A 13,740-nucleotide genomic window follows, 5' to 3' on the forward strand; every position below is an offset into this window, starting at 1 on the left:
TTTCGTTTAAGAGTATTTATAAAATTAAAGTTAACGATTTTAAAATCAAAAATTAAAATCTTAAAATTATCAGAAATTAAAGAGGAAGGATCACTCTTGATTTTTATTGTTCTTAAAAGTTACCACCTGTTGCGGATACGGAATATCAATATTATCCTCATCAAAACGTTTTTTGATACTTTGCAGTAAGTCACAATACATTATAAACGCATCTGTAGAATTTTTCGCCCATGCCCATGCTTTTAATGTTACGCTTGAATCTGCCAGGGCTACAACACGAGCTGTCACCAATGGCTTTTTTTGTTTTTTATCTTCAGCCGTCCTGTTGTCTATAAATAGGGGATGTTTGGCTACTTCTTCTTTCATGATTTCCAGCGCTTTTTCGATATTAGAATCATAACCAACGCCAATTTCTATTATTTTACAGGATTTTGTGTCGTGCATATTGGTATTAACAATAATCTGATTGCTAATAACAGAATTTGGAATTATGATTCGGTTATTTTCTGCATCTTTCAGGACTACTTGTCTCAAATTAATATCTTCAACTGTACCAACAAAATTGTTGATGGTGATCTTGTCATTAATTCGAAAAGGTTTAAAAATAACGAGAAAAATGCCGCTTACAATATTGCTCAAAGCTTGTTGAGACGCTAAACCAGCGACTAACGAAATTACTCCGGCACCAGCTAAAAACGAATGACCAATAATTTTAAATTCTGGAATTTGTATTAAAGCAAAGGCAAATCCTAATATATAGATTACGGTAATGATTAAGTGTTTTAAAAATCGAAAACCTGTCGCATCATATTCTTTATCGGTTAATTTTCGATACAAAAAATAACGAAGTACTTTGTCTGTAACAGCTCCCAAAACAATTGTAACAAGCCCAATTATAGTGATAATAATAAGTATTCTGAAGTCTTTTTCGTAATCGATCATGAGTTTTAAATTTTAAAAAATCCAAAAAACATATATTTAAAATATCGTTTTTTGGATTTCATAAAGTTAAGAAAAATGAAGTTTGTTTTATAAGCCTACGAAATCGTCACTTTTTGGGAAAATACTCAAAGCTTCAATGGCAATTGCTGGCGTTGGAGAAGCTAATTTGCGAAGTTTAGTATCCATCCAGGCACCATCAACTGTAATAACAGCACAAAGTGTATCATCTTCTCTTCTGAATTCGTGAACTATTGACCAACGAGAGGCATCAGCTTTCATTTTTGATGTTTTGGTGTGAAGGAATATCTTATCAGAAAGTTTTAGTTCTTTCCTGAAAACACATTCTTCTCTAAATAAAACAGGTCCAAAACTTTGTGTTTGCATTACCTTTAGTGTCAGGCCCAGTTCTTCAAGAATTTCGATACGATGTTGTGCTCCAAAATCGTAATAAGCACTATGACGAACGTGAAAATTTGGGTCAAGATCAGACCAGCGAAAAGATATTTCTTTAATAAATGAAGCCATTTTATATTTGTATTTTAATGAAAATCGAAATTACAAATAAATTAGGAAACTGTTTGTTAGAAATATATAAAGTACTATTAAAATAAGAGCATAAAATTAATATCCTTTTTTAGAATAAATATTGAAGTTTTGAAATGAAATTTCGCCAAAATCCTTCACTGTTTTTAGTTTATCAACATCCGCAATAAGTGCTTCTGCATTAGGATCGTTACTTGTATTAAGAACATAATTGATAAAATGATCTTTGTATAAATACCAATTGTTTTTGGTTTTGTTGAATTTGAATGTAATAATTTGTTCCCAATGATGACCGCCGGCGATTTTGTGTTCAATAGAAAAGTAACCGTTTTTTATGGAAATTCCGCTAAAAGGATCTCCAAAAACGCCACCGCAATCTATGCAATCAGCAACATTTTGGTTTTTATAAGCCAATTTATAACTTCCGTCTTTTTGACCTAATAAAAGCAATACGATTCTTTTGTCTGGTTTACCTTCATCCATATTTGAAGTCGTTTCTTCAGTTGTTTTGCGTATAACCAAAATACAATCTTCGGTTTTGTCGAGGTTCAGGTTACCTTTTTTTTCTGCAATTGCTTCGTAACCTTTAGGAATAAATGACTTTAGTTTTTCGTTGCTGCTATTGATTTTTTTATTAAAAGTAACGTGTTTTTTAACTATTGTTTTTTGCTGTGAATTTACATTCAAACTAAAAGCGAGTAATAAAAGTAGTATTGGCGATTTCATTTTTTTTAAATTAGATTACATTCACAAGATTTCTAAGTTGTCCCATTCGTATTCGATTTTGTTTAATCTCATATAGTAAGGAATAAGTAACAAAATTTCTAAACGAAACATAAAATGACTATTATTATTCATAAAAGGCAACACAAACATTGATGCTATGCAAATGACTACTCCGCAAATAGCATCAATTTTACCAATTGAGATTGCATTGGGTTTTTCGAACCAAAGAGAATAAGCCGCAAAACCTTTGAATATCATAATCGCAATAATAAATGCTCCAATTCCTGAAAAAGCAGTATTGCTGGAAAAACCATAAAGAGATAGATTTACGTTTGGGGTAAAAATATTGATAATGGCAGATGCAACAGCGCAAATTGCCAAAACCATAAAAATCCAACAAAAAGTTTTAATCCACCATGGTAAAAGTTTTCTTCTTATTACGGGTACTTGGTCAAATTCATCAAAATGACTTTCTAATTCCTGATTCATTGTATCGGTTTTGATAGTTTTTTATTTAAAATCTTAGATCAATCGGGTAAGAATCAATATTAAGATAACGATTTGGATTCCCAAAATGATCCAGAAAAAATTTCTGCTTGGTTGTGATGTATTTTTTAAGCCTGTAATCATTTTTTCTTTTACAATATCGGTAAAACTTACATTTTCATTGGTAAAATCAACATCATCAAGACTTACTTTTTTAAAACCATATATGATGATTTTCTTTAACCATTTGTTCTCGTTAGAATCTTTGAGTTCCTGAATTAATTTTAGTTGTAATTTGGTTTTATCAGTTCCTTTTTTAAATAAATCAGGTTGCTTAGATTTTACTTTGTTAAGGACTTTATCAATGATCGGGAATAATAAAACCTCTCCTTTGTCTGATAATAATTTATGAATGGTTTTTGACATTATGTATTTATTACCCAAAGCAAAAATTAAGAAAGGGCCGGCTAACAGAGTAATCATTGTTAAACCAAAACCAATTGGCCTTAAGGCGAATAACAGCATTACTGCAGCTGATGCAGTTACGTGTCCCATTCCATGACCTGATTGATAAATAATAGTAAATAGGGTAAAAACACCTATAAGGGCATATAAAAATTGTCCGAGGATATTGATTTTAAAAAAGCTAAATGTTGCGCTGCTGAATAGTTTTGCAGCGTATTTTAAATTGTCATTCATTGAGTTGGTTTTTTGGGTTTAGTTAAATTAGATGTTTTTTTTATGAGGTAAAAATATAGAAAAAATAGTACAAAGATTTAAAAGGTTTTTTATTTGTTAAAATGGTAATATAATCGAGGTTTTAGGATATTAAATTAAAAGTTATAAGTTTGATTCATCCTCTTTAACACTCAATTTTTTTACAATCCAGGGTAAAGTAAGACCCTGCCCAATAAGCGTCATCAAAACAACTGCTACAGAAATAAATATAATAACGGTTCGTTGCGGAAAAGGAGTTCCGTCCTCAAGTTCTTTTGGAATACCAATTGCAATGGCGAAAGAAACAATTCCACGCATGCCTGACCAGCCCAGGATAATACTATTGTTAAAGTCTAAAAGGGCATCAGCACTAATTTTTCTTTTTCGTTTGTTATTTTGAAATGCTTTTTGAAGATTTATTTTCTGAAGAAAAATCCTGACCATCCTAATCAATAAAGCTACAAGTGTAATTATAAAGGCATAGCCAATGTAAGGTAAGATCATATCATTGTCGATACCTTTTAGGATATATCGAAAATTAAGTCCGATTAAAATAAAGATTAAGCCATTCAATAAAAAAATAATAATATCCCAAAGACTTCGGGATTGATTTTTTAAGGTTTCAGGGAATATTTTTTTACTGAAACGAGCTATTGCTAAACCTAAAACAACTACGGCAATTACTCCCGAAACATGCAAATGTTCCGCAATAAGATACGTTACAAAAGGCATTAACAACATGAAGCTAATCGTAACATTTATATTTTTATGGACTCTGTTTAATATAGAACTCAGAATTTTTGCCATAATAAAACCTACTAGAAAACCTCCACCTAATAAAAGTACAAATTGTAAAGTAGCTTTCCAGATTATAAATGCAGAACCCATTGCTGTGGCAATGGCAAATCGATATGCAACCAATGCCGATGCATCATTAATAAGGCTTTCACCTTCGAGTATGGTAATGGTTTTATGAGATATACCAAGTCCTTTTGTAATGCTTATGGCAGCAACTGCATCAGTAGCAGAAAGTATGGCTCCCAAAACGAATGCCAAAGGCCATGTCATATTAGGGATTGTGTAATGTGCCACGACAGCGATCCAAAACGTGGTAAGAAAAACCAAAGGGATTGCCAGTGTACTTATTGTACTAAGATTGGTTTTGAAGTGTTTTGGAGAAATATTAAAAGAGGCATCGTACAATAATGGCGGAAGAAATATCAGGAATATGATTTCAGGATTGATTTCAATTTCGGACATTGTTGGTATAAAACCAATTGCAACTCCTACTATAATAAGTAAAATGGGTTGCGGTAATTTTATAGTATCAGCAAAGGCTGACAATCCAATTACGATAGCAAGAATAAAAATAATAATGCTGTAATTTTCCATTTTTTGGATTTAGAAAAATGCTAATGTAATTAATTTCAATGTGTACAAAAAAATATTCTGGATAGAAGACTGTGAAGTAAGATTACTTGTTACAGAATCATTCTTAACTGTCTTATTCTTTATTTTGGATACGTTTTTATTATTTGACCTTTTTTGTTTAATAAATAATGTTTTTTATCTTTTGTCCAGGCTTCTCTTTTGTTGTTTTTTAGTTCGGTAATCGTTTCAAATTCCTGGCCGTATTGGTTTAAATATCCATTTTCTGTACTATTTCCGCCCCAAGTCCAATGTTTGTCAATTAATCCTTCGTATCCGCTTTCTTTTAGGATTTCATTTCTGGTTTTACCATTTTCATAAATTTTTTCTCCACCTATTGCAAATTCAGAAATGCCATTAGAAAAAGGTGTTGCGAAATCATATTTGGCCTTAATTATTTTTTGACCATCTAAATTCGCAAAACCAAGTTTATCATTTTCTACAAATCTAAATAAACCTTCTTCTACATAATCAGGACCGTTGTCGTAAATGTATGGTTTTAGTATAACAAGGTCGTTTTTATCAATACCTATAAACTCAAATTCTGAATTTTGCATAATTGCCATTTTGTGTAAAGTGTCAGAACCATTTTGATATTTTGCTTTAATAACGATTTTGCCATTCAAAGATTTATAACCGATTAATTCCTTTCCGGAAGTAGAATCCACATAAGAAATTAAATAATCCTTATTGCCTTTTTTTTGACCAAAAGTTGCAATCGAGAGTAGTATTAATATAAGTGTAAATGCAGTTTTCATAATTATTAAAAAATAGGGGAGAGCTTTTTGTTTTTACGTTTTTCTGAATGTAAAACTTTTTTAAGTCTATGGGTTTTTAATTCAGGTTACTATCATAAGCTCTAAAACTAGTAATTAAAGGCAATGGCTTCACTATGATTTTTTTTGTTGTCTTTTTTATAATTTTTTCAGAACCTAAAGCTTTTGTTATTTCAGTTTTTACTCCCGTTAAAAGATTAAATTCAGTTTCAGTAGTTAAATTATTACCGTCCCACACGACGTTTGATATATGTCGTAATTCAAAATTTCCATTGTTGAATTTGAATGTATGTGTAAAATGATTTTTTTTGATTTCGGAATACAAGTATAAACCGCCATTTTCAATAGTAAAATCAGGAATTTGATTTCCTCCATATTTTCCATTTGGATATTGAGGTTCTATTAAATTTTTTGTGGATACGCTTAATTTATAGTTTCCGCTTTTTTGTAAAAAATAGATTTCTAATTTTAATGGCTGTGTTTGATTTATGGTATCCATTTTAAGCAAAACTTTATCAATTAGGCCATCATTATTTAGGTCACCTTCTTCGGTTCTTATAGTGATAGTGAAATTATCCTTTAACTTTTGTGTTTGTGAGTAAAGATTGATTTGCGTACCAATAAATAACAACAAGAGTAGTTTTTTTGTTGCTGTTTTTTCATAGTGTTTTATGGAGATATCGTATTTTAAAATATCTTTAAATACAAAAAGTCCTGTAATGATGATTGAAATAAAAATAAGGATGCTGTTGTCTTCCATGGGAATTAATTTTTACTAAGTTGTTTTTCTAAATTTTCAATTTCAGAAGGACCACTAAGATTTTTTTAATAATATTTCCGTTTTCATCAGTTAGGAAATGCCACGGATTCCCATAGATTCATTTTCGTATGAAATTCTTAAATCTGCATCTAATTTTTCATTTGTCCTGATATGATTTCCTTCGAGATTGTAAAAATGGATCATTTCGCGCCATTGTTTTTCCCTGTTTTTCATCGGTTTTGAGTTTTTCAAATATATAGTATTTTCCCGATAAAGTAATGAGTTTGGGCCAACAATGGTTTATTTTGAATTATAAAGTTCTTATAAATGCAATTGCCCTAGCCCCGATAGAAGCGGTATCCTTTTATGTCCGCCTCAGCGGCATAAAAGATATAGCGGATAGCGGGAAGCAGCTCCTGATAATGACACGTAACGTACTGATATGCCATGAATGTCAGATTTTAAAAATGTCATGTTGTCAGATTGTTTTTGTTGTGCCGACATGAAAACTGACAATTTACTTTGGTTTTTTATATTGGCACAAAGATTGACTTATGCCACCTGAGTTATAAATAGTATATCAAAATTAAATATATAAAAAATGGGTAAAATAATCGGAATTGACTTAGGTACGACGAACTCTTGTGTTTCTGTAATGGAAGGTAACGAAGCAGTTGTTATTCCTAACGCAGAAGGAAAAAGAACAACGCCATCTATCATCGCTTTTGTTGAAGGTGGAGAAATTAAAGTGGGTGATCCTGCAAAAAGACAAGCGGTAACGAATCCTACAAAAACGATTGCTTCTATTAAACGTTTTATGGGACACACTTTTGCTGAAACTCAGGAAGAAGCAAAAAGAGTTCCTTACAGTGTTGTAAAAGGTGACAACAATACGCCACGTGTGGATATTGACGGTCGTTTATACACTGCACAAGAATTGTCAGCAATGACACTTCAAAAAATGAAAAAAACTGCTGAAGACTATTTAGGTCAAACTGTAACTGAAGCGGTTATTACTGTTCCTGCTTACTTTAACGATGCACAACGTCAAGCTACAAAAGAAGCTGGAGAAATTGCTGGTCTTAAAGTTATGCGTATCATCAATGAGCCAACTGCTGCTGCACTTGCTTACGGATTAGATAAAAAAGGAACTGATCAAAAAATTGCTGTTTACGATTTAGGTGGAGGTACTTTTGATATCTCTGTTCTTGAATTAGGAGACGGTGTATTTGAAGTATTATCTACAAATGGTGATACTCACTTAGGTGGAGATGATTTTGACCAGGTTATTATTGACTGGTTAGCTGACGATTTCAAATCTGAAGAAGGTATTGATTTACGTTTAGATCCAATGTCATTGCAACGTTTGAAAGAAGCTGCAGAGAAAGCTAAGATTGAATTATCATCTTCTGCTGAAACTGAAATCAACTTACCTTACGTAACTGCTACTGCTTCTGGACCAAAACACTTAGTGAAAAAATTATCAAGAGCTAAATTTGAGCAATTATCTGATACTTTAGTAAAACGTTCTATGGAGCCAGTTGCTAAAGCATTAAAAGATGCAGGTTTATCTACATCTGATATCGACGAAGTAATCCTTGTTGGAGGTTCTACTCGTATGCCAAGAATCGCTGACGAAGTGGAGAAATTCTTTGGTAAAAAAGCATCTAAAGGAGTTAACCCTGATGAGGTTGTTGCTATTGGAGCTGCTATTCAAGGTGGAGTTTTATCTGGAGATGTAAAAGATGTATTGTTACTTGACGTAACTCCTCTTTCTTTAGGTATCGAAACTATGGGTGGTGTATTGACTAAATTAATTGAGTCTAACACAACTATTCCAACTAAAAAATCTCAAGTATTCTCTACTGCTGCTGATTCTCAACCATCTGTTGAAATTCACGTATTACAAGGAGAAAGAGCTATGGCTGCTGATAACAAAACTATCGGTCGTTTCCACTTAGATGGTATTCCACCAGCACCAAGAGGAGTTCCTCAAATCGAGGTTACTTTTGATATTGATGCAAATGGTATCATCAAAGTTTCTGCAACTGATAAAGGAACTGGAAAATCTCACGATATCCGTATCGAAGCTTCTTCTGGATTAACAGCTGAAGAAATCGAAAAAATGAAAAAAGATGCTGAAGCTAACGCTGACGCTGATAAAATAGCTAAAGAAAGAGCTGAGAAATTAAACGAAGCTGACAGCATGATTTTTCAAACAGAAAGTCAATTGAAAGAGTTAGGAAGCAAATTAGCTGACGACCACAAAGTTGCTGTAGAGTACGCTTTAACTGAATTGAGAATGGCGCACCAATCTCAAGACATTCCAGCTATTCAAACGGCTCTTGACAACATCAATGCAGCTTGGAAAACAGCTACAGAAGCTATGTACGCTCAAGGAGAACAAGGTCAACAAGCAGCTCCACAACAAGAGCAATCTGGAGACAATGTTGAAGACGTTGAATTCGAAGAGGTCAAATAATTACTGATTAACATCAGTTAATAATAAGTGTTAAACCGCTGTAAACGAAATGTTTACAGCGGTTTTTCTTTTTTGTTCTTTTTCGTTTCTGCTGTTTTTTAATCGTTTTTTGCCATATATTTGTACCATATTTGTACCGGCACTTAAAAGGAGACAAAGTGGCACTTATGTCTACTTATGGTACCTTAAAGGGAGACAAAGATGATAAAAAGAATAAATAAACAATGTCTTAACTGCGGGGAGGATTTCCTGCCTAAAACCGTGGCTTCTCTTTACTGCTCACATAGATGCAGTAAAAAAGCATACAAACTCAAGATGAGGCGGCTTAAAATTGAAGACCAGGTCAAGGCGCTGGCAGATAAAATACCCCAGAGCAGGGCATTTCTTTCTGTCCCTGAAGCTGGCATGCTTTTTGGCATTGCCAAAAGAACCCTCTACAGGCTTGTCGGACAGGGAAAAATTCCGTCAGTTAATCTTGGAACCCGCCTTGTAAGGATAGACCGAAGCATCATGGAAGAGATGTTCGGCCCTGAGCGCAGCCTTGTGCAGGCTGAGAGTGCACCGAAGAAAAAATTATACAGCCTTGAAAAAGAAGACTGCTATTCCATCGGTGAAATAGCTCAGAGATTTCAAATATCTGAAGGTTCTGTCTACAATCATATCAGGAAATATTCAATACCTACCAGGCAGATCGGAAAGCATGTATATGCTCCAAAAAGCGAAATTGATAACTTGTATAACGGAAATGATTTTATATGAAACAATTAGCAAAAACCAAGGTGACTGTGCGTCTTCGAAAAGCAGAAGACCGAAAGGAATGGTATGTCTACATAGAAAGCTATCCTGTTGAGGTTTGTGGAAAGGAGACGCCCCAGAGAATCCGTGAATATTTAAACAGATCCGTAACAACAGTGGAGTGGGACAAGAATAGAACTGCCCGCACGGATGCTGAAGGCATAAAATCCTACAAACCCAGACGCAGCGATAACGGAATAATAATCTGCAGAAGCGAGAGCGACCGCGAGATAATGCTCTATGCTGACGCAGTGCGTAAAATCCGGCAGAAAGAATACGATAATACAGATCTGTACAGTGATGCTGAGAACCTATTGGCTGAGCAGAAAGAAAAAGGGAAAGAGGATTTTATTAAATACATTGCCGCTGTGGCGGCTAAAAGACACGCCCGAAGTTCAAAATCCATTATGATCAATTGGCAGCGGACCAGAGAATTTTTAAAAAGCTATTCAAAAGGCAGGCTGATGTTTTCCCAGATTGACGGCAGAATGGCGGAAGATTTTAAACTGTTTCTGCTGGCCGCTCCGCTCGGAGGAGGCAAAAAGGGAACCCTTTCCCGCAACACTGCCGGAACGTATTTTTCCATATTTAAAGCCGCTTTGAAACAGGCTTTTATTGATGGATATTTAACTGTTGATTTATCTTCAAAAGTAAGAGGCATACCTGAGCAGGAATCAAGACGCGAATATCTTACCATTAAAGAATTGAACGGGTTGGTCCAAACGCCCTGCGAAAAAGATGTCCTTAAAAGAGCCGCGCTTTTCTCAGCGCTTACCGGCCTGCGGCATTCCGACATTCAGAAGCTCCGCTGGAAAGAGATAAGCCTGGAAGACGGCATGGCCAAACTTCATTTTACGCAGAAAAAGACAAGGGGTGTCGAATATATGCCTATTTCCCAGCAGGCTTTAGATCTCTGTGGAGAGCCAAGGCTTCCCGGGCAGCTTGTGTTTGAGGATCTGATGGACCCGTCGTGGATTTCACGTCCTCTGAAAAAATGGGTTGAATCTGCAGGAATTAAAAAAAACATTACCTTCCACTGCTTCCGCCATACATTTGCAACACTGCAGCTGTCCAGCGGGACAGACATCTATACGGTCAGCAAAATGCTGGGGCATACCAACGTAAAAACTACTCAAATCTACGCCAAAGTAATAGATGAGAAAAAAAACAGAGCTTCGCAGGCAATACAATTGGAATCTTTAAAGAAAAGAGCGCAATGAAAATAAAGTACTTCGAATATATTGCAGTTTACCTGTCTGTTTTTTTAGTCTGCGTCTTTGTCGGTGCAATCGGAAGACTGGTGCTGCTGGAAAAAGGTGCGGATGAATATACGGCCGGCGTTTTCTTTTGGATCAGCACTGGATTTGGAGTTTTAATGTTTGCAATTCTAAGTTTATTTCTAAACGATTTGGCTGAGAGATTGGTGAATCGTTTTTTGAAAGCTGAAAAAAATGAATTGCCTGAAAGTCGCATTCCAAATGAAAACCTTGAAAAAATAGAAGAGGAGCTTCAGGATGGTTTAATTAAGCCCGAAATGCCCGAAAATACAAATGCAGCCATCGATATTCAGCAGTTAAGGGAGGAGCGGCAAAATGCAGCCAGAAATCAAAAACAGGAAAGGATTGATACAGCCATCCGTTATGCACAGCAGGAGTTCGCGCTTTACGCGTCGGATGATGATTTGAAACAATTGGGAAAGAATATAATTATATATGCTGAAGGAATAAATTTTGAAAAGATTAAACCGGTAAAAGTAAAAGATCTGTCCAATCTCGATCTGTATCATTTTGGCTGGAATATCTGGAATTGTTTTAAAGTCAGCAGGCAGGACAGAGCTGCACAATTTTTAAAACTGACTTTTGCTGACGCTTTAAAAGATGTTGAGCAGAACAGCATTAAAACGCATCTCAAAGATGATGAACAGAAAGGTCTTATAAAGATTATGGAAGATTTTACCGATTTTTAAATGCCGATACTGGTAAATCACTGTGTTTTTTAGGTGTTTTTGTTGTGAAGAAGGACACAGCAGAAACACTTTTTTCATTTGCATCATAACTATTAAAAACGACGGCTATGGATATAAATGAAATCTCTTTTGAGAACCTACCCAAAGCAGTAGCGCACTTAGTGAAAGAAATTGCCGAGATCAAACTTCTGATTCAGAATGTGCAGGTATATGAATCTAAAGAAAAAAGTATTCCTATCGATATTGAACAGGCAAGCCGGCTGATAGGAAAAGCAAAGCCTACAATTTACGCTCTTGTAAGGCAGAGAAAAATACCTTGCTATAAGTATGGTAAAAAGCTGTATTTTTTTGAAGAAGAACTTTTAGAATGGATTTCTAAAGGGAAAAAGAAAACAATACAGGAAATCGAATCAGATGTATTGAAGTATAATCATAATCGAAATAAATAGAGGGATAACAGCCAGTAGCAAAACTTGTTTCACTCTGGTAGATCATCAAAAACATTTAATACAAAGCGATGCGTTATATGTAAATGGGTTCTGTCGCATCTAGCTGCGTTTTAATTTTGTCTTTTTTAAATTCTTAATCTCATCAATACGAAAGGGTATTGCTATCCGAAGTCTGTTATACTACAGGTAGTATATTTAAGCTTAGGTTTACATTAAGCTATCGGGATGTTGAACAAATAATGAAAATTAGAGGAGTGCTTGTGGATCATGCTACGATTCAGCGATAGGTTTATAAGTTTACACCTTTGATTGAGTCAGAGATGAAGAAGAGAAAAGTCAGAGTGGGTGCGAGTTGGAGATTAGAAGAGACCTACATCAAAGTAAAAGGTATTTGGTGTTATTTATATCGAGAGGTAGATACGTTAGGCAATATAGTAGACTGTCTAGTGACCCGTAAAAGACAGAGAATGATTGAACAGTCATTTTTAATTAAAGCAATTAATAATAACTACAGGCCAAGAGTAATAAACATTAATAAAGTGGTTCTGATACTGCCGCTATCAAAGTCTATAACAAACGTTCTTTCTCAAAGATTAAAATTCGACAGTGTAAATGTCTCAACAATATTGTCGAACAGGACCATCGTTTTATCAAGTGGCGCATACAAAACGGATTAGACTTTGAGTGGAATGGAAGGTATCCATATGCTAAGGAAGAATCAGATGGTTAGACCAGCTATAACTATGTTTAAATCATTATGTAAATTGGCGGGCTAACTTTTAAATGACTTAAATTTTTATATTTGATTCTGACAGATGCGACAGAACCTAAATTATTAACTATGCTTAATTCCTAAAAGGGTAAATAACTATCTCTTAATTAATAGTTTATTATTTATTTACTTACTTTTGATGTTAATATATGTACTTAGTATTTAACAGTAATAATTAATTATGATATGCGATTTGTATCTTTATTTCTAGTCTTATGCTCTATTAATTCTTTTTGCCAGGAATATAAAAAGAATAGTAAAACAAAAGAACAAAAGGAGGATTCATACAATAAGTATCAATCTGAGCAGATCACCAAGACAGATTTACTAAAAGCACTTGAAATGAGTGGGGTTGGCATTTTTAAATTCCCATTAGACTCATTTGACAAACCATATAAAATGTCAATAAATCTCGACGAATACGTAAATAGTGAAAAGATAAATTCGAAACATATTTATTCTTTCAAAAATACTTATTCATATTATGAAAACGTTGCTGGAAAAGCTAAACCTTATTTAGATTATATTGACCAATTGGTGTTTTTTTCCAAAGAAAGTGATATTCTCTGTGCTTTAAAAATTGAAACTTATGGAGGCGGCATCGGTGGATTTAAATTAAAAAAAAATAATGAGAGAAGAAATCAATATTACAATTGGAGAAGTTACAGCAATATTAATTGGGAATTAAATAAAAATACTCCGTTACTAATTTACGCCTCATCCTGGTTTGATAAGAAGAATAATTTTGAAAGATTTTGTGGAGTAGTGGACTTGTCAAAAGATGAAAACGGGACCAAAGAACTTCTGGAAAATTCACCACATTATTACATTATTAGTTATGAGGTTACGAACTAAACCAAACCTAACTAACCATACAAATTGACCCGCTCTCCGAAGT

General features: G+C 34.1%; 16 protein-coding genes. 7 read left to right on the forward strand and 9 right to left on the reverse strand.

Annotated elements, in window-relative coordinates; genetic code table 11:
• Nucleotides 1-90: 90 nt before the first annotated feature.
• From FLP_RS00195 to FLP_RS25360, 9 genes are all read right to left on the reverse strand, one after another.
• A complete protein-coding gene (locus FLP_RS00195) occupies nucleotides 91-942 on the reverse strand; it encodes a mechanosensitive ion channel family protein (RefSeq protein ID WP_065447489.1) in 852 nt (283 codons plus the stop codon).
• An 87-nt stretch (nucleotides 943-1,029) separates the two neighbouring features.
• Nucleotides 1,030-1,467 carry an acyl-CoA thioesterase gene (locus tag FLP_RS00200; RefSeq protein WP_065447490.1) on the reverse strand — a complete coding sequence of 146 codons (438 nt, stop codon included), beginning with the start codon at nucleotides 1,465-1,467 and terminating at the stop codon, nucleotides 1,030-1,032.
• A 96-nt stretch (nucleotides 1,468-1,563) separates the two neighbouring features.
• Nucleotides 1,564-2,211 (reverse strand): hypothetical protein, encoded by a 648-nt coding sequence (locus tag FLP_RS00205; RefSeq protein WP_065447491.1) that lies wholly within the window; start codon nucleotides 2,209-2,211, stop codon nucleotides 1,564-1,566.
• 21 nt (nucleotides 2,212-2,232) lie between these two features.
• A complete protein-coding gene (locus FLP_RS00210; protein ID WP_065447492.1) occupies nucleotides 2,233-2,700 on the reverse strand; it encodes a hypothetical protein in 468 nt (155 codons plus the stop codon).
• A 33-nt stretch (nucleotides 2,701-2,733) separates the two neighbouring features.
• Nucleotides 2,734-3,396, reverse strand: a complete 663-nt coding sequence (locus FLP_RS00215; RefSeq protein WP_065447493.1) for a hypothetical protein — start codon at nucleotides 3,394-3,396, stop codon at nucleotides 2,734-2,736.
• A 141-nt stretch (nucleotides 3,397-3,537) separates the two neighbouring features.
• Nucleotides 3,538-4,806 (reverse strand): Na+/H+ antiporter, encoded by a 1,269-nt coding sequence (locus FLP_RS00220; RefSeq protein ID WP_065447494.1) that lies wholly within the window; start codon nucleotides 4,804-4,806, stop codon nucleotides 3,538-3,540.
• A 119-nt stretch (nucleotides 4,807-4,925) separates the two neighbouring features.
• Nucleotides 4,926-5,600, reverse strand: a complete 675-nt coding sequence (locus FLP_RS00225) for a WG repeat-containing protein (RefSeq protein WP_065447495.1) — start codon at nucleotides 5,598-5,600, stop codon at nucleotides 4,926-4,928.
• 76 nt (nucleotides 5,601-5,676) lie between these two features.
• Nucleotides 5,677-6,378: a hypothetical protein gene (locus FLP_RS00230; RefSeq protein ID WP_065447496.1), complete on the reverse strand. Its 702-nt coding sequence runs from the start codon at nucleotides 6,376-6,378 to the stop codon at nucleotides 5,677-5,679.
• Between the two features lie 90 nt (nucleotides 6,379-6,468).
• On the reverse strand, nucleotides 6,469-6,630 hold the full coding sequence (locus FLP_RS25360; RefSeq protein WP_165606626.1) for a hypothetical protein: 162 nt from the start codon (nucleotides 6,628-6,630) through the stop codon (nucleotides 6,469-6,471).
• Between the two features lie 349 nt (nucleotides 6,631-6,979).
• Between FLP_RS25360 and dnaK the strand changes: the two genes are divergently transcribed.
• From dnaK to FLP_RS00270, 7 genes are all read left to right on the forward strand, one after another.
• On the forward strand, nucleotides 6,980-8,860 hold the full coding sequence (dnaK, locus tag FLP_RS00240) for a molecular chaperone DnaK (RefSeq protein ID WP_065447498.1): 1,881 nt from the start codon (nucleotides 6,980-6,982) through the stop codon (nucleotides 8,858-8,860).
• 201 nt (nucleotides 8,861-9,061) lie between these two features.
• Entirely contained in the window at nucleotides 9,062-9,619 is a 558-nt protein-coding gene (locus tag FLP_RS00245; protein ID WP_065447499.1) for a helix-turn-helix domain-containing protein, read from the forward strand.
• On the forward strand, nucleotides 9,616-10,875 hold the full coding sequence (locus FLP_RS00250; RefSeq protein ID WP_065447500.1) for a site-specific integrase: 1,260 nt from the start codon (nucleotides 9,616-9,618) through the stop codon (nucleotides 10,873-10,875). The genes FLP_RS00245 and FLP_RS00250 overlap by 4 nt, the downstream gene beginning before the upstream one ends.
• Entirely contained in the window at nucleotides 10,872-11,621 is a 750-nt protein-coding gene (locus FLP_RS00255; protein ID WP_065447501.1) for a hypothetical protein, read from the forward strand. The genes FLP_RS00250 and FLP_RS00255 overlap by 4 nt, the downstream gene beginning before the upstream one ends.
• Nucleotides 11,622-11,728: 107 nt before the next feature.
• On the forward strand, nucleotides 11,729-12,070 hold the full coding sequence (locus FLP_RS00260) for a helix-turn-helix domain-containing protein (protein WP_065447502.1): 342 nt from the start codon (nucleotides 11,729-11,731) through the stop codon (nucleotides 12,068-12,070).
• A 320-nt stretch (nucleotides 12,071-12,390) separates the two neighbouring features.
• On the forward strand, nucleotides 12,391-12,747 hold the full coding sequence (locus tag FLP_RS25880) for a DDE-type integrase/transposase/recombinase (protein ID WP_083195751.1): 357 nt from the start codon (nucleotides 12,391-12,393) through the stop codon (nucleotides 12,745-12,747).
• 281 nt (nucleotides 12,748-13,028) lie between these two features.
• Complete coding sequence (locus FLP_RS00270; RefSeq protein ID WP_083195752.1) at nucleotides 13,029-13,697, forward strand: DUF5041 domain-containing protein; 669 nt, start codon at nucleotides 13,029-13,031, stop codon at nucleotides 13,695-13,697.
• The last annotated feature ends 43 nt before the right edge of the window (nucleotides 13,698-13,740 follow it).

Source organism: Flavobacterium piscis (assembly GCF_001686925.1).
Lineage (GTDB): Bacteria > Bacteroidota > Bacteroidia > Flavobacteriales > Flavobacteriaceae > Flavobacterium > Flavobacterium piscis.

Excerpts from the sequence above, each read along its gene's own strand:
- FLP_RS00245 (WP_065447499.1), top strand. The coding sequence starts at position 9,062 with ATGATAAAAAGAATAAATAAACAATGTCTTAACTGCGGGGAGGATTTC.
- FLP_RS00215 (WP_065447493.1), bottom strand. The coding sequence starts at position 3,396 with ATGAATGACAATTTAAAATACGCTGCAAAACTATTCAGCAGCGCAACA.
- FLP_RS00230 (WP_065447496.1), bottom strand. The coding sequence starts at position 6,378 with ATGGAAGACAACAGCATCCTTATTTTTATTTCAATCATCATTACAGGA.
- FLP_RS00210 (WP_065447492.1), bottom strand. The coding sequence starts at position 2,700 with ATGAATCAGGAATTAGAAAGTCATTTTGATGAATTTGACCAAGTACCC.
- FLP_RS00255 (WP_065447501.1), top strand. The coding sequence starts at position 10,872 with ATGAAAATAAAGTACTTCGAATATATTGCAGTTTACCTGTCTGTTTTT.
- FLP_RS25880 (WP_083195751.1), top strand. The coding sequence starts at position 12,391 with ATGAAGAAGAGAAAAGTCAGAGTGGGTGCGAGTTGGAGATTAGAAGAG.
- FLP_RS00260 (WP_065447502.1), top strand. The coding sequence starts at position 11,729 with ATGGATATAAATGAAATCTCTTTTGAGAACCTACCCAAAGCAGTAGCG.
- dnaK (WP_065447498.1), top strand. The coding sequence starts at position 6,980 with ATGGGTAAAATAATCGGAATTGACTTAGGTACGACGAACTCTTGTGTT.
- FLP_RS00225 (WP_065447495.1), bottom strand. The coding sequence starts at position 5,600 with ATGAAAACTGCATTTACACTTATATTAATACTACTCTCGATTGCAACT.
- FLP_RS00270 (WP_083195752.1), top strand. The coding sequence starts at position 13,029 with ATGCGATTTGTATCTTTATTTCTAGTCTTATGCTCTATTAATTCTTTT.
- FLP_RS00195 (WP_065447489.1), bottom strand. The coding sequence starts at position 942 with ATGATCGATTACGAAAAAGACTTCAGAATACTTATTATTATCACTATA.
- FLP_RS00200 (WP_065447490.1), bottom strand. The coding sequence starts at position 1,467 with ATGGCTTCATTTATTAAAGAAATATCTTTTCGCTGGTCTGATCTTGAC.
- FLP_RS00220 (WP_065447494.1), bottom strand. The coding sequence starts at position 4,806 with ATGGAAAATTACAGCATTATTATTTTTATTCTTGCTATCGTAATTGGA.
- FLP_RS00250 (WP_065447500.1), top strand. The coding sequence starts at position 9,616 with ATGAAACAATTAGCAAAAACCAAGGTGACTGTGCGTCTTCGAAAAGCA.
- FLP_RS00205 (WP_065447491.1), bottom strand. The coding sequence starts at position 2,211 with ATGAAATCGCCAATACTACTTTTATTACTCGCTTTTAGTTTGAATGTA.